Genomic DNA, 18,730 nt, shown 5'->3' on the forward strand with positions numbered 1-18,730 from the left:
AGGAATGGTTTTTAGAGGGCGCCGCAGACGGCTTCAACATTTTGCCTCTTCTTTCCTATTGGCTTCGGCGAAGTCGGCGACGGCGTCGTGCCCAAGCTGCAGCGCCGTGGGCTGTACCGTCGAGCCTATTGTAGATGTACTCAACGAGATGATCTGGGATTATCTTGTCCCACACGGCGGTTTTGCACGACATCCAGATCCCAAGAAGTTCCGAAGCGGAAGATGCTTGCCGGCTCCTCGGTGAAGGCCCGCGGTCGGCGCAACCGGCCAGCCATCTGTTCCACATACGGAGCGGCGGCGCACAGTAGTTCGAACTGCCGTTCATTCAGGAGGAGGCCAGCACGGCGAGCGACAACCGCTATCCGATCGCGCTCGGTCGGGCCAATCTCGGCCGACGTGGGGTCCGGCACCGGGGGCAGGGGCAGCGGCATGGCGCCGGGGGTGAGGGCGGGACGGCGTGTGCGCCAGGGCGTGGCCTGCTCATAGGCATGGCCGATGCGCAGCACTGTGGCGTCGTCGAAAGGGCGGCCGACCAGCTGCATGGCCAGCGGCAGTCCCTCCGGCGTGAAGCCGACGCATTGCGCCAGCGCCGGGCCGCCGCTGACGTTGAACGGGGTGGTCAGCGAGCCCTTCTGCCAGAAGTGGATGGTGCGCCAGCTCTCGAGGCGCGGGGCGGGCCCGGGGCCGGCGGTCACCAATGCATCGTAGCGGCGGTAGAGCGGTGCAAACTCCGCCAGCATGACGCGGCGCTCGCGCTGCGCCTGAATGGTGTCCTCGGCGCGGATCAGGATGGCGGCGAGCGAGCGGCCGAGAAAGTCCTCGCCGAACTCGCCCGGCCGCTCGCGCAGCGCCTGCTCATGGACAGCGTAGAGCTCGGCCTCGGCCGTCAGCACCTTCACGGCGTAGTAGTCGGCGGCGGGGCGGATGGTAACGTCTTCCAGCACGGCCCCCAAGCCGCGCAGCACCTCGAGCGCCGCCTCCATCGCCTGGCGGGCGACGGCAGGGACGGGTACGTCGCGTTCGTAAAGGTCGCGGAGGACGCCGATGCGGAGGCCGCGGATGTCGCGGGTCAGCGCCGTCCGGTATTCGGGCACGGGACGGTCGGCGCTGGCCGGGTCGAGTGGGTCATGGCCGGCGAGCACGCCGAGCATCAGCGCGCAGTCCTCGACGGTCCAGGCCATGGGACCGGCATGGTCGTAGCTGAAGGAGTTAGTCCAGACTCCGCGGCGGCTGAGCAGCCCATAGGTCGGTTTGAGGCCGGCGATGCCGCAAAGCGCCGCCGGGTTGCGGATGGAGCCCCCCGTATCTGAGCCCATGGCGCCGAGGGCGAGCCCGGCCGCGACGGCAGCACCGGAGCCTGAAGAGGAGCCGCCGGTGACATGCGCCGTGTTCCAGGGATTGCGCGCAGGCGGCCAGGGCAGGTCGAAGCTCGGTCCACCATGGGCGAATTCATGCGTCGCCAGCTTGCCGAGCAGCACCGCGCCTCCCTTATGGAGCCGGGCGACGGTATGGGCGTCCTCGGCCGGGACATGGTCGATCGCGGTGCGGGAATGGCCGGTAGTCGGGATGCCCGCGGTCGAGAAGATATCCTTCAGCGCGAAGGGGATGCCGTGCAGGGGGCCGCGGTAGTGGCCGGCGGCGATCTCCGCCTCCGCCGCGCGGGCCTGCCGCAGGGCGAGGTCGGGAGTCGTGCGGATATAGGCGTTGAGCTGAGGGTCGAGGTTCTCGATCCGGTCCAGCACGGCCCGCGTCAACTCGACGGGAGAGAAGGCACGCGTGGCGATGTGCCGTGCGGCCTCGGCTATGGTCAGGGGCAACATCGCGCTCACTCCAGGATCGTGCTGTTGGCCGGCTCGGCGCCGAAGGGCAGGTCACGCGGCAGCGCGGCGATCATGGCATCGAGATGCGGCATGGCCTCGGCGAGCTGCGCGAATTGCGCCGGGTCGGGTGCGATGGCGGCATGCCCAGCCAGCGCCGCGATGGTGGCGGCCCAATCGGGCTCGGGCAGCGGAGCCGCCTGGCTGACGGGGTATTCGGGCGGCCCTTTCGCCGGGATGGCCGGGCGGCGCGCGCGCCAGGGTGTCGCCGCCTCATAGGTCTGGCCGATCCGCAGTAGCAGCGCCTCGCCGAAGGGCCGCGTTGCGAATTGCAGGGACAGGGGCAATCCGCCCGGCCCGAAGCCGCAGCAGAGAGCAAGGCAAGGCAGCTGCGCCACGTTCCAGGGGTTGGTCAGCGGCGGGGCAGCGAAGTTGGCCTCCGCCCGCATCTCCGCCATGACCGGCGCCTCGCCCCAGGTGGTGGCGGTGAGCAGGGCATCGACCTCGCCGAGCGCGGCCCGCATCTCCGCGACGAGGATACGCTGGACGCGCTGGGCCTGGACGTAGTCGGGACCGGTGACCAGGGCGCCGGGTAGGATGCGGTAGCGGAAAACCTCGCCGTAATCCCCTGGGCGGCTGCGCAGCCAGTCGGCATGGATGGCGAAGCTCTCGGCGGCGCCGATGACGCGCATGGTGGCTTGATAGGCGGCGAGCGGATGCAGCGTCACCTCCCGCACCTCGGCGCCAAGGGCGCGCAGGACCTCCACGGCGGCGTCCATGGCGGCGATGGTGGCGTCGCTGGCGCGGCGGTCCGCTTCGTACCAGTGGCGGACAAGGCCTATCCGCATGCCCTTGATGCCGGCGTGCAGATCGGCGCGATAGTCTGGCACCGGGAGATCGGCGCTGGCTGGGTCGCGCGGGTCATGCCCGGCGATGGCCTGGAGCAGGATGGCGCAATCCTCCACCGTCCAGGCCAGCGGCCCGGCATTGTCGAGGGTGTAGGAGAGCGGCAGCACGCCGCGTTTGCTGACGCGGCCATAGCTCGGCTTGAGGCCTGCCGTACCGCAGAAGGCGGCGGGCAGGCGGATGGAGCCGCCGGTATCCGACCCCATGGCGCCGGGGGTGAGGCCGGCGGCCACAGCCACGCCGGAGCCGGAGGAGGAGCCGCCGGGGAAGCGCGTCAGGTCCCAGGGGTTGCGGGCAGGCGGGAAGGGCAGATCCCAGGAGGGGCCGCCGGTGGCGAATTCATGCGTTGCCAGCTTGCCGAGCGGGACGGCACCGGCCGTCTTCAGCCGCGCGGTCGCCTCGGCATCCTCGGTGGCGACGGTGTCGAGGCAGCGGGCGGAATGCCCGGTGGTCGGCAGCCCTTCGCTGTCGAAGATGTCCTTCAACGCGAAGGGGATGCCGTGCAGCGGGCCGCGCAGGCCACCGCGCATGATCGCCGCCTCGGCCTGACGGGCGGCGGCAAGCGCCGCCTCCGGCGTGACGCGGACGAAGCTCCGCAGCACGCCATCCTGTGCGGCGATGCGTGCCAGATAGGCCTCGGTCAGCTCCACGGGCGAGAGGTCGCGCGCAGCGATGCCCCGGGCGGCCTCGGCGATGGTGAGGAAGCAGAGGTCGTCGCTCATGCCCCGGGCTCGGGCGGCCGGCGGGTGTGCCATTCCGTTGCCTGCTCATAAGCATGGCCGATGCGCAGCACCTCGGCTTCGGCGAAGGCGCGGCCGGCAATCTGCAGGGAGAGCGGCAGCCCGTTCGCCGCGACGCCGGCCGGCAGGCAGAGCGCTGGGTGGCCGGTGACGTTAAAGGCCGCGGTGATAGGCTGGGCGCGGCGCCAGGGGCCGTCGTCGGACTCGGCCGCCAGCGGCGCGGCGCCATGGGCCGGGGCGGAGAGGATGGCATCCACCTCGCCGAACAGCGCGTCCACTTCCCGCGTCAGCGCGTGGCGCAGGCGCTGGGCCTGGACGTAGTGCGGGCCGGTGACGAAGGCGCCCAGCATGATGCGCTCCCGCGTGGTGCGGCCATAAGCCTCGGGGCGGGTGCGTAGATCCTGCTGGTGGATGGCGAAGCTCTCGGCATGGATGATGGTCCAGGCCGCGGCTTCGAAGCGGCGAAGCGGCGGCAGCGTGACCTCGATCACCTCGGCGCCGAGGACGCGCAGCACCTCGACCGCGGCATCCGTCGCCGCCTGCATCTCGGCATCGATGCCGCCCTCGATGCCATAGGCCCGGGCATAGCCGAGGCGCAGGCCGCGCACGCCGTCGCGGAGATGGGCGAGGTAGTCGTCGACCGGGACGTCGGCGGAGCCCGGATCGGCCGGGTCGTGGCCCGCGAGCACCTGCATCGCCAGCGCGCAGTCCTCGACGGTGCGGGTCAGCGGCCCGGTATGGTCCATGCCGAAGGAGAGTGGCACCACGCCACGGCGGCTGAGGCGGCCATAGGTCGGCTTCAGCCCGACGCAGCCGGAGAAGGCGGCGGGCAGGCGGATCGAGCCGCCGGTATCGGAGCCCATAGCCAGCGCCATCATCCCGGAGGCGACGCCGGCGCCCGAGCCGGAGGAGGAGCCGCCGGCGAAATGGGCCGGGTTCCATGGGTTCTTGGCGCGGGGGAAGGGCAGGTCGTCGTCGCGCACCCCGCCGCGGGCGAATTCATGCGTCGCCACCTTGCCGAGCAGCACCATGCCAGCGGCTTCCAGCCGCGCGGCGGCGTCGCTGTCCTCGACCGGTGCGTTGCGACCGATCAGGACGCGGGAATGCGCCGTCGTCGGCAGGCCGGCGACGTCGTAGATGTCCTTCAGCGCATAGGGAATGCCGTGCAGCGGGCTTCGCCGGCGGCCGGCCTTGATCTCGGCCTCCGCCTTGGCGGCAGTGGCGCGAGCGCGGTCGGCTATCAGGGTGATGAAGACGTCGAGCGCGGGGTCAAGCGCGGCGATGCGGGCCAGGGCCTGCTCGCAGAGCGCGACCGGCGAGAGGGTGCCGGCGGCGATGGCGGCGGAGGCCTCGGCAAGGCCCGGGACGGGCGGCGGCGTCATCGGCGCGGGCTCGCGGCCAGGCGCGGCGCGGCAGCAGGCTCCTCGGCATAGGACATCGGCTCGTCGAGGATGGCGACGAGGGCGCGGTAGGAGCGATAGGCGTCAAGCATGATGACGTGGCGGTCCTCCGGCACGGTGACGCCGGCGACACGCAGCGCCGACTGGAAGTCGAGTTCGAAATCCTCGGGCAAGGACATGCTCCTGTCTTACGAAAGGCTGATCGGGGTAAGATCCTGCGACCAATTGCGGGCTTGGACGAAGCCCTTGACCCGCCGGCTCATGGCGCGTGGATTGAGATCGTGGGCGACGAAGAGGAACAGCGCCTCGTCCACCACCCGGGTGTGGATGCGGGCGACGATCCTGTCCTGCTCCGCCGGGTCCATGCTGGCGAAGGCGGCCTGGAACAGCGGCTCCAGCACCGGGTCGTTGAGGTTGCCCCAGTTACCGCCCATGGGCGCCGCCATGTCGGCTTTCATCAGGCGCATGAATCCCGTGAAGGGATCGCCTGCGCCGTAGGAGACGTTGATGGCGGTGATGCCGCGCTGCGCCGCCTTCGCCGCGCCCTCGCGCCGAATGACGAGAAGGGCGTTCCACTCCAGCACCTCGTAGTCAACCTCGATGCCGGCATCCTTGAGATTCTGCTGCAACACCTCGTTCATCGCCAGCGGCTGCATCTGGCCCGAGCCACCGGCCGAGATGGCGACCTTGGTCTTCAGCGGGTTGCGCGGTCCGTAGCCGGCCTCGGCGAGCAGGGCGCGGGCTTTGTCGGGCGCGTATTCGAGCTTGAAGGAGGGCGTGCCGTACCAGGGGCTGTCCGGCGTGACGATGCCGGCGCCCTCCAGCATGGTGCCGCCGAGCATCGCCTTCATCCCCGACCGGTCGATGGCGAGGTTGGCCGCCTTGCGGATGCGCGGGTCGCGCCAGGGCGAGCCCTCCAGCATGGAGAAGTGCCAGGTCCAGTTATGCGGATACTCGTTCACCACCGTCTGGAAGCCGGCGGCGCGGAGTGAAGCCATGGCATCTGGCGGCGGCGCCTCAATGAAGTCCACCTGGCCGCTGCGCAGCGCGGCGACGCGGGTGTTGGCATCGGGCAGCGGCAGCAGCACCAGGCGTTCGCAACGCGGGATGCGCGACGCTTCCCAATGATCCGTATTGCGGACCAGCACGGCGCGCTCGCGGATGGCGAAGCTTTCCAGCTTCCACGGGCCTGTGCCGACGGCACGGTTCAGGAAGGCGTCCCAGGACTTCCCCGCCGCCTCCCAGGCGCCCTTGTGGGTGATGCCGATATAGCCGACGCCGTAGGGCACGGTGCTGTCGGGGTAGATGGTCTCGAGCCAGAAGCGGTCTGGCCCTTCCACGCCCCAATCGGCGATGGTCGGCAGTCGGAGCTGCACCTGCGCATTGGCGCGCGGATCGAACCAGGCCGCATCCCGGCGGAATGCACGGTCGAAGCTGAAGGCGACATCCTCCGCCGTGAGGATCTTGCCGTCGTGGAAGCGCACGCTTGGGCGGACCTCGAACCACCAGCGCTTCGGGTTCGCCGGATCAGCTTGCCATGCTGTGGCCAGACCGGGCTTCAGCGGTGTCGGCCGATCGCCACGCGAGAGATCCCACTCGACCAGGAAATTGTAGAGCGTGATGCCCATGAAGCGCTGGCCTTCGCCGCCCTGATCGGGACAACCGTTCGACAGCGGGATCGCGGCCAGCGTCATGCCGACGCGGAGCGTGCTGCCAGGGAACTGGGCGAGTGCCGGATCCCAGGCGGGCAGGGTGAGCGCAGCCCCAAGCAGGGTGCGGCGCGTGAGCGTGGTGTTGCGCATGCCGAGGCCTCCATCAGGCCGTGCGGCGTGTTCTCTCCCGGGCGTAGAGATCGTGGCAGCGGCCCGGTAGCGACGTCAACCCGGAGCCGGACTAGGTCGCAGCTTTGCAAAATTCAAAGAATTCATTCCGAAATAACTACAGAAGCCACGTTTGGCATCGCCAACGGCATTGATGGGACGCCCCCCGACGGCACCGATGTGCCAAGGTGGAGGTGTTGAGAAGGACAGCCAAGGTGCTCAAGATAGGCACCGCGATCCTGTTCGGGGGCCTAGCGCTGTACGCCCTGCTGAACCAACCCACCTGGTCGGTCATCGCAGTCAGGCTCATGGTGGATGCGGGGCTGCTGCTGATTGTGCTTGCCTCGATGGCCATGCGCCGGCCCTTCACCTTGTAGTACGCCCGTGAGCATGTGGCGCCGGAGCTGTGGAACGCGCCGGAGTTCGTCCGGACCAACTACGTCATCACGAGCGCCTGGGCGTTGGCCTTCGCGGTCATGGTGGCCGCCGAGCTGGCCTTGCTCACCTTGCCAGACATGCCACCCCGCTTGGGGATTGCCGCGATCGTTTTGGCACTGGTCGGAGCGTTCAAGTTCACTGAGTGGTATCCGGACCGGGTGAAGGCGCGGACCGCTGTGTAGGGTCCGCTCTGCATTACCGCTCTGGTCCATTCAGGATATTGCTGATCTCCCAAGTCACAGCCGCATCCCCTTCAAGCGAGAACACCACCTTGAGGCCGCAAACTCGAGCTGGAGCGTTGCTACCAGCAGCCTTTTGAGCACTGCTCAACAGCCGCATCATGTCCCGTTCCATGTGGCTCGGCGCCGCGGCTGGGACGCGGGCTTCATCGTCTGACATCCTTGATCAGGAGCCATGGAGACTGCGGGGGGCGTCTAGAGATCCTTGGGCCCAGCGAGCCGCAAGCTCATCTATGGCAACCCGAACAGCGAGGCTCACCACCAGGATTGCTGCTGTACCGACCAGGAAGGCGACCATGGCAAAGCTCCTATGCCTGTCCCTCCCCTCACTTACGCTTATGCTGCGCCGCAACATGAACTCAAAGCAAGCCAAAAAGGCCTGTATGCCTATCCTTTACGCAGCCAGATTGCAGCTGCCCACGTGGGAGCACCTGCTGTAACCGGATCTGCGTTGCACGGATAACTCGGTGCTGAAGATGCTCCGCGAGGCGGGGGTGATCCTCCCGCTGGTCTCGGCCGAGGTCGTGGCCTTCCGCTCGTCCCCTGCCGCGCCCGCATAACCGGGTTGAGGATGCAGACGTGTGTGGAGGCGTGGCGCCTACCATTGGAAACCCGTCAGGATGCGTCAGTGAGGCCGCCAGCGCCGTGGGCCAGAGTGAGGGCCGCTGACACCCCGCAGCCGCCCTGGCGCCGCTCCAGCGTGGCCTCGCCGGCGATCCTGCGGCGCATCCCGTATCCACTAACCGAGGTTATGGTGGAGGGGGTGGATGGCCTGCTATGGGCGGTCGCCTGAATGATGCCGTTGAGGTCGGGCTATGGCGGTACTGCTTTTGCCATGGCTCTCGATGGTATTGGCTTCTCTCTCACAACCAGAGGTTAATAATTTTGTTCTACGCTTGCTTCCATGGCTAGGAAACCAGGTCGGGAAGAAGCGCTCGTGACCAATCATAGGCAGTCGTACGAACGACTTGCTGCGCGCCGCCTGCGCGCCGCTGAACACCGACTACGCTGTTACGATTTTGGTCATGAAGTGGCTGCCGAGGGCAGCTGGACGCAACTTGGCCGTGATGGTGGTCATTGGCGCCGACGCGTGAAACTTCAGGCCGAAGGCACGGAGCAAGAGCTAATTTTTGCAGTGACGTTCGCTTTGAACACGAACCACATGATTGAGGCCTACGCCCTTATACCTGGCGATGTGCCGTTGCTTGTCGGACAGTGGTCCGACGTTGAGCTCCGATCGAGGCACTAACCAGCGGTCGGTGATGTTCAAGGCAGCCGTACATACCCCCTCCCGCTATACCCGCGCAAAGCTAGTTTGATTGGCATCGTTCCACTACTGATGGAACAGTAGCGGACAAACCTGTGGCGTGCTTCGTTGCATGCACTTGCCGCCGTTGGTTGGTCCCCGCTGCGGCAGTTGCCAGTTGGAGGCCCGTTCTCTCGAAAGGCGGAGCGGGCCTTCATCTATTTTGCGCTGGTGCTTTGCCCCCTTCTGTATGGCTTCCAGTGGTCCTGCAGGGCATCCTGGACTTGCTCGCCGGGCGGCCGACAGTGACCATGCAGGACCCGATCCGGCTCGAGCAGCTGCGCCAATGGCTGCATGGGCAGAAGGTGTCGGCACGTCTCCCGCCCGACCAGGCGCAGTGGCTCGACGGGCTGTGGCGGGCGGCGTTTGGCGGCAGGTAGCACAGAAGCGCCCAAATGACCTCACGTCAGGTCACGTTACCAGCGGGAAGGAGATTACAAAGCCGGTGCCCACCGGCAGGTTCTCGGGTTCAACCCGACCTCCTAACTGCTTAGCGAGGCGCGCGATTAGCTCTGATCCCGAACTGCCTGCACGCGGTGGTCCCATGCCAACGCCGTCATCGCGCACACGGAGACAGCCTTCGCCTTGACCATCGGTTCTGAAGCTCACCGCGATCCTGCCGCTCCGTCCCTCTGGGAAGGCGTATTTGAGCGCGTTTGTCGTCAGCTCGTTCACGATGAGGGCGAGCGCGACGGCCACCTCATGTGGAAGCTCGATAGGAGCCAAGTCCGTCTCGATCCGGATGTTTTCCCGTCGCAGCGCCAAGTTGCCGCATAATGACTGAAGATAACCAGCCAGCTCGATCCTCCCGACGCCCTTGTTCGGCACAAGTTGGTCGTGGGCGATGCTGATTGCCGTCACTCGGTTCATCAGATGTTCAAAGCCACGCCTGGACTGATCATCCGTCTGCTTGCGTTTCTGCATGACCAACATGGCGAGGACGAGTTGAAGGTCGTTTTTGCTCCGGTGCCTCAGCTCCTCAAGCAGCGTCCGTTCCTTGGCCAAGGTGAGAGTGGCTTCCGCCGCCGCTTCGGCAACCTGTGCCAACCCGAACCTGCCGTGTAGGGCCAAGCCAAGGACATTGGCCAAGCCAGACAGGAATTGCGTGTCATCTGCACCAAAATGCCGAGGCGTCTCACTGTCCACCTCAAGGACGCCCCAGACGCTACCGTCAATGACGACAGGCACATTCAGGGCTGAGACGATGCCGTGCTTGCGCAGAACCGGCGCATAGCGGAAGTCAGGATCGTTCGGCACATCGTCAATCACGACGGCTTGGCGGACTTGCAAAGCGCGACCGGGTGGTGAAGCGAGGTCCGTGCCGAGGGCCACATGCCCAACCACACCCGGCTTCCACCCAACGCCTGCTACGATTAGCAGATCGCCAACTTCAGGGCGGTAACGCATGACCTTGGAATGGGCGATGCCTATCCCGCGCGCTGCCTGAACGCAGGCAAGCTGGAGTAGGCGGTCGACGTCACTGGTATCGGGAGCCATCCGACCGAAATCGGTCAGGATCTCATGATACTGGCGAAGGTGTGCCAGCTGCAGGTCGCCCAAGAAGGTGGCTTCTATATCCCTCAAACTTTACCTTTAGTTGAATTCAACTCGGATTACCGCAAATCATGAGTTATGTCTCCGTCCGTCTTCCAGCTTGCACTGAATTTAGAATGCCCAGCGCAATAACTACCTGGGACGCTTAAGAGCCTTGGCGCTGGCCGAGGTGACGGCGGAGGAGTGGGCGGAGCGCAATCGCCAAGCCTGATTGATACCCCCCGCCCTCAGCTGAAGTGGTGCCCCTTCGGCCTGGTGCTGCCCCGGCGGGACGCTGGGGCGCGCGGCTGGGCGCCATGCTTGCCGCGCGCAGATCTAGCCAGCGCCCTCGCCTATGACGCCGAGCAGGCGCATGCCCAAGACCATGATGATCAGCCCGACGCCGACAAGCACGACGACGAGGTCGAAGCTCGACATGCGCCAGTTACCCATTGGCACCCAGCGCGGCATGTAAGCCATCTCGGGATTGCCTGCCGACGCGCGGGTTGCCTTGTCACGGAAGGCTTGATTTTCGGTGCGGCTGCGAGCGTCGCCGAGGTCATCCGAATTGTCAGCCATAGGAGCCCTCCCCAGAGGATCAGACACCCGCTGGTGGGCCTTTGCCACCACTGGATGCGAGCCCGACCCTCGCCACTGTAAACCACGCGCGTCCACCACAAATTGCAAGCAAAAAGTGATGTACGTCATGGTATAAACCGCTATTTTCTTGTGAAATACTGACATATTATTGTAGAGTGCGCGCCATGCACGCGCCGGCGTAAATTTTTGCAGAGAACAGGCTTCCCGATACACGGAAGCGCATATTGCGGTACTTCCATCGGATACATGGAGGCCTCGATGTTGGTCCTATGCTGGCCGAGCTGGATGCTCAGCCTGATTCCTGGGACCAGCACCAGGAGCGCCGCACCCGGCTCGCCGCATGCTGACATGACCGACATTTGGGTCCGGGCCCGCGACCAGGCCGACGTGAGCGCGGCCGGCGCCCAGGCCAGCATCTACGGCAACGCGTCGCAGGGGCTCGGGAACGCCGTCAACGGCTACCTGAACAACTCGATCTACAGCCAGCAGACCAACGCGCTGATGCAGCCTGGCACCGTCACCATCGGTCGCGTCGGCACCGGGGGCAATCCGTCGTATGAGACGCTGAGCCGCGGGTGGTCCGGGGGCTGGTAGGCAAGCGCGCCGAGGCGGCTGGAAGGGTGTCCATAGTGCTGACACCCTTCGGCACCAAGCATCTACGGTGATAGTCCGGCGCTCTGTTTTCGCTTTACAGCCGTCGCCTTGTGGCTCGGACGAGGGAGGCCGCAGCAAAAACGATGGCAGCTACCATGACGCCGGCCGATATCAGGCCTGCTGGGGTGGTGCGGGCGGTAGCTTTCAGCGAGGCATACTTGCCGACGCTGAAGTCGACAGTTGCCCTCATCTCCTCTGGATGAGACGCGGCTGATGTGGACTGATCAGGTGGAGCTTCTGTCTGTCCGGTGAGTGGTTGCATCTGCCTTTGCCTCCTTTGACATTACCGTCCCCAGCCGCTCCACCATCACGGCCCCGCCGGCGGTCCGCTGCACCAGCACGCTGCGAAGGTCTCGGGCGTCAGTCGTCCGGCACGCCAGCTCGAGCTCTTCCAACCGGTCGAGCGCGCGGGTGACAACCGACTTGCTGATGTTCAGATGCTTCGCCAACCCGCGGATGGTCTGCAGCTCGTCCGCTTGGTAGACGACCAGCGCTATGCCGATCTGACGGAGGGTCAGATCTGGCTGGTCGGATCGAACCTCGGACAAGCACGTCGCGCGCAGGATCTGCAGTAGGCGGTCGGGGTCATTGCTCACTGTTTGTGTTCTTCCAGCGACACAAGCCGATCGCAGGCTGAAGCTAAATCCTTATAGCCAGAGAACCTTGCCAACGCCTCCAGGGAGGCGAGCCCTACTTGCCGAGCAACAGGGTCAGCTGCCGCAAACGGACTTCCTGAAGTATCCGCTGACCTAGCCTTCTGCTGCCGCATTTCGTGCTGGTCAAACGCCTCTTCGAAGATGCGCAACAGGAGAGTGGCTATCTCTGGGTTGGGTGCCTGGTCCTCATCGGTTTGCATGGCTGCTCAAAGAGATGCGACGCCTTGTTTCTAACGGCTCCATTGGTGAAAGACCACCAGGGCGATCGCTAGCATCCCAACCGCAATCAGTACGGCACCCGTTCGAGTTTCGACTGTCCTGGTGGATAGAACACTCCCCATCAGCGAGAGTGCCAGGACTAATGCGATGGTTTCAGCTGGTGTCATGCAGCCTCACTATGGAAAGCGTCATAGCTCCCGCTGAACTTCCTCAGCCTCCTCGCATTTTCCGTGCCACCTTCAACCCTGCTTTTCCGTATCCTCGGCCGCTTCGGCCGCCTCGGCCATCGCCACAGCCAGCCGCTCCACCATAGCAGCCCCGCAGGCAGTCCGGTCCGCCATGACGTGGTGAGGATTGGGACGATCAGGCGTACTACCAGAATGCGCCGGTGACGGGCTATCAGGGTTGGTAGTCAGGCAAGGCGCAGATGCTTTTGGGCATGAACTTGCGCTGGCCTATTCAGGCACCCGTTCTGACAATCGCTTCTTGTAGGGCGTGAAGCACATCGCGTGGTGCTCCCTGCAGTAGACGCTGCCGGGCTTCAGCGCTTTTCTGCACATCGCATCCGGCGTTGTCACGTCACCCTCGATGAACTGGCATTCCTTTACCCATGCGGGTCGTGATGTCGGTGCAGGTGGAAAAGCAGGGGGTAATGTCATCGTTCGCCTTTCTGGATGGCATCGCACGCACCATCACCGCTTCTCAGTATCTTCGGCCGCTTTGGTCGGGAGCGCGTCGAGCGCGGTCACTGTCGTCTCGGCGAACGCGGCTGGGGCAGTGGCATCGGCTGGGCTTGATGACCTTCGGAGCCGCACTCCAGCGCCGCCGCCGTTCTCCGCGATGAAGTCGACGCCGGCGGCCTCGAGGGCGGCGCGGATGGCGTCAAGGGTGCGACGCTGAGGAGTGCCCTCGTCTAGCTCCATGCGGGCGACGGTACGCATGGGCACACCGCTCGCTTGCGCGAGCTGTTCCCGCGTCAGTCCCACAAGCGCTCGGGCCGCACGGACCTGTCCCGCCGAAATGGCATATGATGTGTCATTTCGGCTTGCGCTCATATTTTGCATATGGCACATCATATGCCGTTCCGCAATCGTGGAGCGGCCGAATGGGGAAGGTGGAAGCTCCCCGCGCCCGGCCTAACCGCAACCCGAACATCGGAGGTTCGAGCTATGGCTACCTGTGTCCATACCACCACCGTCCTCGCCGCCAGAAGACTACCCAGCGATACCCCTCTCGCGCGCATCCTGACTTCCGCCAAGCCGGGCGAGATCTTCTTCGGCGCCGACGCCACCGGCGGCCCGTCCTTCGCATCCCCGCCAGCACCGGCTGGGCCGACATCGAAGCCGCCGTAGCGGCGCTGGTCGACCTCCTCGACCGCATGGGCACGCCGCTGCAGGACAGCGAGCCCGCCGAGACCTCTCCTCTGGCGGTGCGCTCCGACGCCAGCTTCCAGGGCATCACCCCCAGCGCCGACCAGGTGCGCGCCGCCTATCTTCGCAACGGCGATCGGATGCCTGCCAACCTGCGCACCGGCCTCGCCAGGGCGTTCTTCGGATGAAGCGCCGCATCATCCTCGGCGCGACCCTGCTGACCGACGCAGCCGGCGGCGCCGTGCTCGCCTCGCCCGTCCCGCTGCACTCTGACGCCGCGCTGATCGCGCTCTGCCAGGCACATCCCGGTCTGGTCGACGCCCTGAACAGCGACGACCGCCACTGCGACGAGACCAACCCGCATTGGGTGGCCTACGAGGCCTCACGCAAGGTCATCAGCGCCGCCGCGCTGCCTGTGGCAGCCGGCGCCATGGTGGCCGCCCCGCCTCTGAGGCCTTCGTCACGGCCTGGCAGGCCTACCAGCCGTATCGGCATCCCAGCCTCAGCAACGGCCTCGGCGACGCGGGCTACGATGCCTGGTGCGAGCGTCAGCTCGAGGCGACAGAGCGGCTGGCCGAGGCGCCGGCCCGCTTCCTGCCCGAGCTGGAGACCAAGCTCGCCGCGGCGATGGTGTGGTTCGAGGCCAACGGCGCCACCGCGCTCTGCGGCGAGGAGGCCGACTTGCTGCGCTCCTGCCTGCGCGACCTGCGGGCGCTGAACCGGGGGACGGCATGAACGCGCGGGCGCACATCAGCCGGGTGGACGTGGAGGATATGTCCCAAGTGGTCGACGACGCCTGGGGCGCGGTGCACGCCCTGGAGGTGGTGGTGAAGGCCAGCGTTGGCGAGACCAGCCCGGAGGCGCTTGCGCTCAACTACCTGGCCGGCGAGCTCTGGCACCGGCTGAGGGACATCCGGGACAGCGTGGAGACCTTTACGTGGCGGGTGGAGCTGGCCGAGGCTGACAACCTCCGGGAGGCAATCCGCCGCAAGCTGGAGGCCAGAGGCGTCAGCACGCCCGAGGCGACTGGCAACGCCCTCGGGATGCTGCCCGACAAAGCATCCGCCCTGTTGAGCCGGGACCTCTGGAAAGAGGGCGAGGTGGCGCTGCTCGAGGCAGCAGCGGCCCGGTTGGGGGTGCGGGTGCCGGAGTCGGCACGCATTTAAGCGGGCTCAACGGCGTCGCGGCTGGCACTGAAAGCAGTTACAGGTGCAGCATGAGCCTGCGCCTCTTTGCGCAGCCGGTCAGCCGCCGTCGAGGCCCCCGCCCAACCAGCCACAGCCCTGTGGAGAGCGAGCATGAGCCGTCTCAACGCCGAGGATTTGACCGACAGCCGCGCAGCCGGCACGGCCTTCGCGCAGGAGATGTTGGTGCAGATGCTCGCAGCCGAAGTGCCAGAGCAGGTCAGCCGCACCTTCGAGCAGGTCGCCGCGGCGGCTCGGGACGCGGGCTACACACCGTCCGAGAGCGCCGAGATGGTCCAAGCCTTCGTCGCCGGAGCGCGAGCCGAGTTAGCCCGCATAGCGGCGGCAGGCGGCGATACGGCGATGGGGCGGGCATGAACCCGCCCGAAGATCCGCTTGCCATGGCCGAGCGCCACGTTCGGGAGTGTGAGCAGCGCGTCGCCCGCCAGCTCCTCATCATCGAGGAGATGGACAGGGACAATCACCGAGACGCCACCATGGCTAGGAAGCTGTTGGTGGCGCTGGAGACCACGCTCGACTTGATGCGGGAACACCTCCGCCTGAAGCGCGAGGCGCAAGACCTGAATACCTAAGCGGTACGCTGATCGGCTGAAGATGGGGGCTTGGCCAGCCCCGCCGCGGAGCTCAGTCGGCTGTCTTGTGATAGGGCCTCGCACCTTCGTGGCCCCTCGTTCCGCGAGGGCACTCGGCATACTGCTTGTGGCGGGGGAGCCAGGCATTGTCTCACCCTGGTCGCGGACTGCCATCGGTTCGCGACCCCCGCCGCATTCCATGCGTTGGCCCTGACGTCGATCAATGTGGCCTTCGCATTAGACGCCTCTGTACCCGTCAGCACTCGCGGCGGTAACGCAGGTGACTGAGAGAGGCCAGTGCTTCCTCTCCCATCCAGCGAGGAGCCGCGTCCGTGCTTCCCCCTGTCACCCCCCCGTCCGATCTGCGCAACCGCCTGCTGCTAGCCCTGCCGCCTCAGGATCTCGCCGAGCTTTGGCCGCTACTCGAACCGGCCGAACTGCCCTTCCGCGAGGTGCTTCAGACGCCTGAGCAGCCCATGGTGGCGGCGTGGTTTGTCGAGACCGGCATGGTCTCCATGCTGGCCACCCTGGACGACGGCGACGGCGCCGAGGTTGGCTTGGTGGGTCATGAAGGTTTCGTCGGGCTGCCGCTCCTGCTGGACGACGACCGCGATGACCTGGAAGGCGTCGTCCAAATGGCCGGCACCGGCTACCGCATCTCGGCCGAAGCCTTCCGCGCGGCGCTGGAGCGCCTGCCCGATCTGCGGCGCCTGCTGAACCGCTACGCCCTGGTCCATCATGGCCAAGTGGCGCGCACCGGCGCCTGCAACGGCCGCCACCAAATCGATCAGCGCCTCGCGCGTTGGCTGCTGATGGCACACGACCGGGTCGAAGGCGACACCTTGCCGTTTACCCATGAGATGCTCAGCATGATGCTGGCAGTGCGCCGAGCCGGGGTCACGGTAGCCGCCGGCGCCTTACAAAAAGCCGGGCTGATCCGCTACGGCGGTGGCCGCATCACCATCACCGACCGCCCCGGCCTCGAGGCGGTCGCCTGCGAGTGCTACGGCATCGTCCGCCGCGCCCGCGATCGGCTGTTTGGCCTCCCACCTGGTGAGATCCCCTACCGATGGTGACAAGGGCTGGCGCTGTCCTGGGCCGCGGCGGCGAGGCAGATAGGGTCGAAGTTCAACAGGCCTACAGCGACGCGCATTCTGGCGGCTGCGGCCCCCCGAGCGCATCAGCGATGGCGCAGTATCGCAACGGGCGCCGAGCCGTGACCGCATCAGCCAGCATGACCGCAGCAGCATTCGCCATGGCACTGTCGAGGCCTGCGATGCAGGGCAGCGCATCGCGGCCAAAGGCGGCGCAATAGCGGTCTATGGCCGTCTCCAATGTGCGATCCTGCATGGACATGGTGGGGCGGCGTGGCATGGCATCCTCCTGTCTCGAGGCTTCCAGGTAACTGTGGAAGCGCCGCGCCGTTCATCCATCTGGTGGATGCATGGCATCCAGGCTTCATATTGGTGCTGAGCCGATGCCGGGATCATCTTCCGCCTCAAGCAAGGCCGGCCGAGCGTCACGCCCTGAACTGCCGGCCTCCGAGACGGAGAACCAAGCCATGTTCCGCACCACTGTATTTGCCTCGCTGATCGCCCTCGGTGCCGTGGGCGCTGCCCAGGCGCAAGACCACGGCCCCCGCCTGGTGGGTGGCGGCGCCGATGGTGGCCCCCGCGTTGAGTACGTGGCGCCGAGCCAGAATGTGGTCGGTGGCGGCTATGCCCGCATCACCGGCGAAAGCACCAACCGCAGCATTGCCTATTCGGGCCAGACCACGAGGCAGCAGCAAAGCGGCAGTGTGGCCCAGCTGGTCGGCGGTGGCCGCGAGCAGACGCTGGTGTATGTCCCGGCGCAGGCTGCCAGCCCGACCTTCGCTGGCCAGTTTAGCCGCCGCGGCGGTTAACAACACCACGAGCCAGGTTGGTAAGATTGCATGGAGCGCCTTTGGCGCCCCTTTGCATGTCCGGCAGCTTCATCATGTCCCATCTGGTATCGACTGCGGCGGTGACCGACATCCATGCCATGAGCCTGCTCCCCGACCAGATGCCGCCCGCAAAGCCGAAGATCTCGCCCGAGGAGCGCCGGCGCCGGACCACTGACCGCTTGACCATGATCCGGTTGAAGATGGCGATCGGCCGCGAGTTGGATGAGCGGGGCATCACCAAGCCCGCTGAGATCGGCGCCGCCCTTGGGCTGCCGCCGGCCGAGGCGGCCAAGCTGCTGACCCGGCATCAATGGCGCGAGGGCGCCGTCGAACAGCTCAAGGCTGCGGCGGCTCGGCTAGGAGTGCATGCGCTGGATCCAACAAGCGTCTAGGCGGGCTAAAATGTAGCGTTGCTGATTCGGAACGTCACCAGTGTAGACGCTAATCGTCGCCGCGGCAGGCCCTACTTTTCCAGCGTCGCATCAGTCTCGATCTGGTCAGCCTCAGCATCGTGTTGCTGGGCCATCTCGAGCATGCTCTCTTGATCGGGCCGGTATTGGATGAGCTGAGCCAAGTCGCGGCAGTCCTTGGCAAGCGCGCGGAGCCGTCTCACGCGCTGCAGCGCGGAGGGGAGCAGTCCCTGAGCATCGGGTGACACAACCATTGGGTGTTTTCCGGGCGATAAAAAAGCGCAATAAGCACCTTCAACGGCGCCCCGATAGTAGGGTTGCTACATGTGCGGTCCACTGGCGAAATTTTTGAAGATCCGTTTCAACGCGCCAGCATCGCCCGCGCCTGCATCGCTGTCCCGCACATGGACAGCGGCTTGGTCGCGCTCCACTGCCCGTGGTGCGGATGCCGCCATTTCCCGCCCGTCCCGCTCCGCCGGCATGAGGCATAGACAAGCCCTCCGGCATGGGTGTTCTCCCGCCATTCGAAGCCGGGCGGCATGAGCTGCGCCGCGGCACCCGTCTCGGTCGTGTAGGGCAGAACCGTGCCGGCGCGGCCGAGCACGTCATGGATGGCCTGGTCCGCCTCTGGGCTGCCGGCGGACACCTGGCCCAGCCGGTCGGCGATGCGGATGAGGTGATCGAAGCGGGTCAGGGCTTCGTCGGTGCGACAAGGCGCATGTAGCTGGGCAGTCGCTTCTCCTCCACCCACAGGTCGACCAGCGGCGTGATGGTGCCGGCCACGCCGAAGCCGTGGCCGTCGAGCGGGTGGCCGGGCATCCGCAGCAAGCAGACATGCCCGGCTTTCAGGCAGTCGATGACGGCGCCGCGGTAGGTGTAGGAGGGGCCACCCAGCGGGCCGGCAGCCGCGGTTTGCTCGGG

The 18,730-nt window shown here is 66.3% G+C and carries 24 protein-coding genes and 1 pseudogene; 12 read left to right on the forward strand and 13 right to left on the reverse strand.

Features of this window, described 5'->3' with window-relative positions; genetic code table 11:
- Positions 1-140: 140 nt before the first annotated feature.
- Genes JMJ56_RS28035 through JMJ56_RS28055 form a run of 5 tightly spaced genes read right to left on the reverse strand, consistent with a single transcriptional unit; the run spans position 141 to position 6,665 of the window.
- Positions 141-1,820, reverse strand: coding sequence for an amidase (locus tag JMJ56_RS28035; protein ID WP_202835055.1), 1,680 nt, complete (start codon positions 1,818-1,820; stop codon positions 141-143).
- Positions 1,821-1,825: 5 nt separating this feature from the next.
- Positions 1,826-3,445 carry an amidase gene (locus JMJ56_RS28040; protein ID WP_202835056.1) on the reverse strand — a complete coding sequence of 540 codons (1,620 nt, stop codon included), beginning with the start codon at positions 3,443-3,445 and terminating at the stop codon, positions 1,826-1,828.
- Positions 3,442-4,845, reverse strand: a complete 1,404-nt coding sequence (locus tag JMJ56_RS28045; RefSeq protein ID WP_202835057.1) for an amidase — start codon at positions 4,843-4,845, stop codon at positions 3,442-3,444. Before JMJ56_RS28045 ends, JMJ56_RS28040 begins: the two co-directional genes overlap by 4 nt.
- Positions 4,842-5,036, reverse strand: a complete 195-nt coding sequence (locus tag JMJ56_RS28050) for a hypothetical protein (protein ID WP_202835058.1) — start codon at positions 5,034-5,036, stop codon at positions 4,842-4,844. The genes JMJ56_RS28045 and JMJ56_RS28050 overlap by 4 nt, the downstream gene beginning before the upstream one ends.
- Before the next feature lie 15 nt (positions 5,037-5,051).
- Positions 5,052-6,665 (reverse strand): ABC transporter substrate-binding protein, encoded by a 1,614-nt coding sequence (locus JMJ56_RS28055; RefSeq protein ID WP_202835059.1) that lies wholly within the window; start codon positions 6,663-6,665, stop codon positions 5,052-5,054.
- Between the two features lie 233 nt (positions 6,666-6,898).
- Between JMJ56_RS28055 and JMJ56_RS28060 the strand changes: the two genes are divergently transcribed.
- From JMJ56_RS28060 to JMJ56_RS35065, 3 genes are all read left to right on the forward strand, one after another.
- Complete coding sequence (locus tag JMJ56_RS28060) at positions 6,899-7,060, forward strand: hypothetical protein (protein ID WP_202835060.1); 162 nt, start codon at positions 6,899-6,901, stop codon at positions 7,058-7,060.
- Between the two features lie 15 nt (positions 7,061-7,075).
- Positions 7,076-7,303, forward strand: a complete 228-nt coding sequence (locus JMJ56_RS28065) for a hypothetical protein (RefSeq protein ID WP_202835061.1) — start codon at positions 7,076-7,078, stop codon at positions 7,301-7,303.
- A 1,614-nt stretch (positions 7,304-8,917) separates the two neighbouring features.
- On the forward strand, positions 8,918-9,046 hold the full coding sequence (locus JMJ56_RS35065) for a hypothetical protein (RefSeq protein ID WP_268885128.1): 129 nt from the start codon (positions 8,918-8,920) through the stop codon (positions 9,044-9,046).
- Positions 9,047-9,077: 31 nt separating this feature from the next.
- Here the strand turns inward: JMJ56_RS35065 and JMJ56_RS28070 are convergent, their stop codons facing one another.
- Both JMJ56_RS28070 and JMJ56_RS28075 read right to left on the reverse strand, forming a co-directional pair.
- Positions 9,078-10,226, reverse strand: coding sequence for a sensor histidine kinase (locus tag JMJ56_RS28070; RefSeq protein ID WP_202835062.1), 1,149 nt, complete (start codon positions 10,224-10,226; stop codon positions 9,078-9,080).
- A 309-nt stretch (positions 10,227-10,535) separates the two neighbouring features.
- Positions 10,536-10,778, reverse strand: a complete 243-nt coding sequence (locus JMJ56_RS28075; RefSeq protein WP_202835063.1) for a hypothetical protein — start codon at positions 10,776-10,778, stop codon at positions 10,536-10,538.
- A gap of 369 nt (positions 10,779-11,147) precedes the next feature.
- Between JMJ56_RS28075 and JMJ56_RS28080 the strand changes: the two genes are divergently transcribed.
- Positions 11,148-11,393: a hypothetical protein gene (locus JMJ56_RS28080; RefSeq protein WP_202835064.1), complete on the forward strand. Its 246-nt coding sequence runs from the start codon at positions 11,148-11,150 to the stop codon at positions 11,391-11,393.
- A gap of 284 nt (positions 11,394-11,677) precedes the next feature.
- On the opposite strand, the gene JMJ56_RS28085 is transcribed toward JMJ56_RS28080, so the two are convergent.
- Together JMJ56_RS28085 and JMJ56_RS28090 are read right to left on the reverse strand one after the other, a co-directional pair.
- Positions 11,678-12,049 (reverse strand): MarR family transcriptional regulator, encoded by a 372-nt coding sequence (locus tag JMJ56_RS28085; protein WP_328702490.1) that lies wholly within the window; start codon positions 12,047-12,049, stop codon positions 11,678-11,680.
- A 971-nt stretch (positions 12,050-13,020) separates the two neighbouring features.
- On the reverse strand, positions 13,021-13,404 hold the full coding sequence (locus JMJ56_RS28090) for a helix-turn-helix domain-containing protein (protein WP_328702491.1): 384 nt from the start codon (positions 13,402-13,404) through the stop codon (positions 13,021-13,023).
- Positions 13,405-13,433: 29 nt separating this feature from the next.
- Between JMJ56_RS28090 and JMJ56_RS28095 the strand changes: the two genes are divergently transcribed.
- The 6 genes from JMJ56_RS28095 (at position 13,434) to JMJ56_RS28120 (ending at position 16,551) form a co-directional block, all read left to right on the forward strand.
- Positions 13,434-13,886: a hypothetical protein gene (locus JMJ56_RS28095; protein WP_202835065.1), complete on the forward strand. Its 453-nt coding sequence runs from the start codon at positions 13,434-13,436 to the stop codon at positions 13,884-13,886.
- A 175-nt stretch (positions 13,887-14,061) separates the two neighbouring features.
- A complete protein-coding gene (locus JMJ56_RS28100) occupies positions 14,062-14,433 on the forward strand; it encodes a hypothetical protein (RefSeq protein ID WP_202835066.1) in 372 nt (123 codons plus the stop codon).
- Positions 14,430-14,864 carry a hypothetical protein gene (locus tag JMJ56_RS28105; protein WP_202835067.1) on the forward strand — a complete coding sequence of 145 codons (435 nt, stop codon included), beginning with the start codon at positions 14,430-14,432 and terminating at the stop codon, positions 14,862-14,864. The genes JMJ56_RS28100 and JMJ56_RS28105 overlap by 4 nt, the downstream gene beginning before the upstream one ends.
- A 132-nt stretch (positions 14,865-14,996) precedes the next feature.
- Complete coding sequence (locus JMJ56_RS28110) at positions 14,997-15,260, forward strand: hypothetical protein (RefSeq protein WP_202835068.1); 264 nt, start codon at positions 14,997-14,999, stop codon at positions 15,258-15,260.
- Entirely contained in the window at positions 15,257-15,475 is a 219-nt protein-coding gene (locus JMJ56_RS28115; protein WP_202835069.1) for a hypothetical protein, read from the forward strand. The genes JMJ56_RS28110 and JMJ56_RS28115 overlap by 4 nt, the downstream gene beginning before the upstream one ends.
- A 332-nt stretch (positions 15,476-15,807) precedes the next feature.
- A complete protein-coding gene (locus tag JMJ56_RS28120; RefSeq protein ID WP_328702492.1) occupies positions 15,808-16,551 on the forward strand; it encodes a Crp/Fnr family transcriptional regulator in 744 nt (247 codons plus the stop codon).
- Positions 16,552-16,612: 61 nt separating this feature from the next.
- Here JMJ56_RS28120 and JMJ56_RS28125 read toward each other — a convergent pair whose 3' ends face one another.
- Positions 16,613-16,849, reverse strand: coding sequence for a hypothetical protein (locus JMJ56_RS28125; protein WP_202835070.1), 237 nt, complete (start codon positions 16,847-16,849; stop codon positions 16,613-16,615).
- A gap of 187 nt (positions 16,850-17,036) precedes the next feature.
- On the opposite strand from JMJ56_RS28125, the gene JMJ56_RS28130 reads away from it, so the two are divergent.
- Together JMJ56_RS28130 and JMJ56_RS28135 are read left to right on the forward strand one after the other, a co-directional pair.
- Positions 17,037-17,378, forward strand: a complete 342-nt coding sequence (locus JMJ56_RS28130; RefSeq protein WP_202835071.1) for a hypothetical protein — start codon at positions 17,037-17,039, stop codon at positions 17,376-17,378.
- A 56-nt stretch (positions 17,379-17,434) separates the two neighbouring features.
- Entirely contained in the window at positions 17,435-17,791 is a 357-nt protein-coding gene (locus tag JMJ56_RS28135; protein WP_202835072.1) for a hypothetical protein, read from the forward strand.
- Positions 17,792-17,862: 71 nt separating this feature from the next.
- Here JMJ56_RS28135 and JMJ56_RS28140 read toward each other — a convergent pair whose 3' ends face one another.
- The 3 genes and pseudogenes from JMJ56_RS28140 to JMJ56_RS28150 all read right to left on the reverse strand — a co-directional run.
- Complete coding sequence (locus JMJ56_RS28140) at positions 17,863-18,063, reverse strand: hypothetical protein (protein WP_202835073.1); 201 nt, start codon at positions 18,061-18,063, stop codon at positions 17,863-17,865.
- A 107-nt stretch (positions 18,064-18,170) separates the two neighbouring features.
- The gene (locus tag JMJ56_RS28145; RefSeq protein ID WP_202835074.1) at positions 18,171-18,455 is read right to left on the reverse strand and encodes a hypothetical protein; all 285 of its coding nucleotides are present in this window, start codon (positions 18,453-18,455) and stop codon (positions 18,171-18,173) included.
- Between the two features lie 44 nt (positions 18,456-18,499).
- Positions 18,500-18,730 (reverse strand): annotated as a pseudogene (locus JMJ56_RS28150) (hypothetical protein); the annotation flags it as partial.

The organism is Belnapia arida, from assembly GCF_016773205.1.
Taxonomy (GTDB): Bacteria; Pseudomonadota; Alphaproteobacteria; order Acetobacterales; family Acetobacteraceae; genus Belnapia; species Belnapia arida.